Genomic DNA, 1,785 nt, shown 5'->3' on the forward strand with positions numbered 1-1,785 from the left:
AAGAGGCTGTCCCAAAAGGTAGCTAGTTAACCTACTCAAGGGTTGCTACTCGTTAAAAAGTTCTTATGTTAAAAAAACAGTCGACCAGGACGCTCTATTCCTGGCTGACTATTTTTCTTTGTTGGCTTAGTTGCCCGACTTTCAGAAGATTGTGGGCAAGGGAAAGCCACCCGACCTCAAGGCTTACTTTACGTAAACCTCGAAGCAGAAAACGACGGAATCCTCGGTTGTTCTTTACCTGACCAAAAACACTTTCTGGTTCATGCATGCGCTGAACCGACAGAGCGTAGCCCTCTTCACTGGTCAATCGCTCCCGGGCCTGCTTCTTGTAGCGCAGGTAATCCATGCTTACTTGGATTTCACGGTCTCCGCTGGCTTTGGTACATAAAGCTTTGAGAGGGCATTCTGCGCACGATGTACTTCTGTAGTACCGCTTTCGAACCTCATATCCACTCTCGTTCTTCTCCTTGCTCTCCCGGATGTAAGTCAATTTCTGGCCCGCTGCGCAGGTCCATGTATCCTTGGCTTCGTCATACTGCCAGTTGTCTGGCTTGCTTATGTCCTTCTTCCAAGCTTTTGTTTTCTCTTTGTGGTAGGTGTTGTATTTGACGATTGCCTTCACCTCTTCGCCTTCCAAGTAGGCATAATTTTCCTCGCTCCCATATCCGGCGTCGGCAATGATAGTGCCGGGTAATTGCCCTAACTGCGCCTTTACTTTCTCCAAGTGTGGCTTCAAGGTTTGCGTATCCGTCGGGCGTTGATGAAGGCTGTATCCGACAATGAATTGGTTCTCGGTTCCGATTTGCACATTGTATCCTGGCTTGAGCTGACCGTTTCGCATGTGGTCTTCTTTCATCCGCATGAACGTAGCGTCCGGGTCGGTTTTGCTGTAACTATTCCGCTCCCCGAGAATCTCAAGCTGCTGCTCGTATTTCTGCAAGCGGGGAAGCAGGTCTTTTCTTAGCGTGCGAACCGTCTTTTTGAGCGGTTTATCTTTAGGCGCTTTCTGCAGTTTCTCTTCGAGCTGTTGAACCGCCTTCTCCAGCCTCTCGCTGGTCAGGGAGGATGTCTCGCCAAGTTCTGCAAGATCTTGGCCGGACTGTTCTTGCTCTTCTTTTTTCTCGTGTTCTTCAATAGTGGCGAATAACGTCCGCACTTTCTCTTGCAGCTTCGCCTTTTGTTTTACCACCGCTTTGCCCCAAACAAAGGTATACCGATTCGCATTGGCTTCGATTTTGGTGCCATCGACAAAGTAGTGGTCGAGCTTGACGTATCCCTCCTCCACAAGCAGTTCGAGTACGGCGGTAAAAACCGTCTCGAGTATGTCTTTCATCCGCTCGGAACGAAAGCGGTTGATGGTACGAAAGTCCGGACGCTGCCGGCCGGCAATCCACATGAACATGATGTTTTCCCGTACGGCTTTGGCAATGAGACGTGAGGAGTAAATGCGTTGAGTATATGCGTAGATGAGGACTTTGGTGAGCATTTTGGGATGGTAGCTGTCTCGTCCTCCGCCAGGGTATGCGGAGGCGAATATACTGTCACTAATTTGATTTACAGCGGCATTAACCACACGCACGACATGATTTTGAGGGATATCTTCCTCCAAGTCCATTGGCAGGCAAAGTTGATCCATGGTATATTGAATGTACAAAAGAAACCTCTCCTTTTTGAATGGTTGCTCGTCACTTCCATTTTACCAAGGTTTGGTTTCTTTTTGTTTAACTAAATGAAAATAGAGGGCCGTCCCTCAGTCGTCTACGATGACTTTTGGGACAGCCCCTT

At 48.6% G+C, this 1,785-nt stretch carries 1 protein-coding gene; it reads right to left on the bottom strand.

Annotated elements, in window-relative coordinates; translation table 11 throughout:
• Nucleotides 1-94: 94 nt before the first annotated feature.
• The gene (locus ACQ4N8_RS28085) at nucleotides 95-1,654 is read right to left on the bottom strand and encodes an IS1182 family transposase (protein WP_430707665.1); all 1,560 of its coding nucleotides are present in this window, start codon (nucleotides 1,652-1,654) and stop codon (nucleotides 95-97) included.
• Between the last annotated feature and the right edge of the window lie 131 nt (nucleotides 1,655-1,785).

The organism is Paenibacillus macerans, from assembly GCF_050565405.1.
In the GTDB taxonomy this organism is placed as follows: domain Bacteria; phylum Bacillota; class Bacilli; order Paenibacillales; family Paenibacillaceae; genus Fontibacillus; species Fontibacillus macerans_B.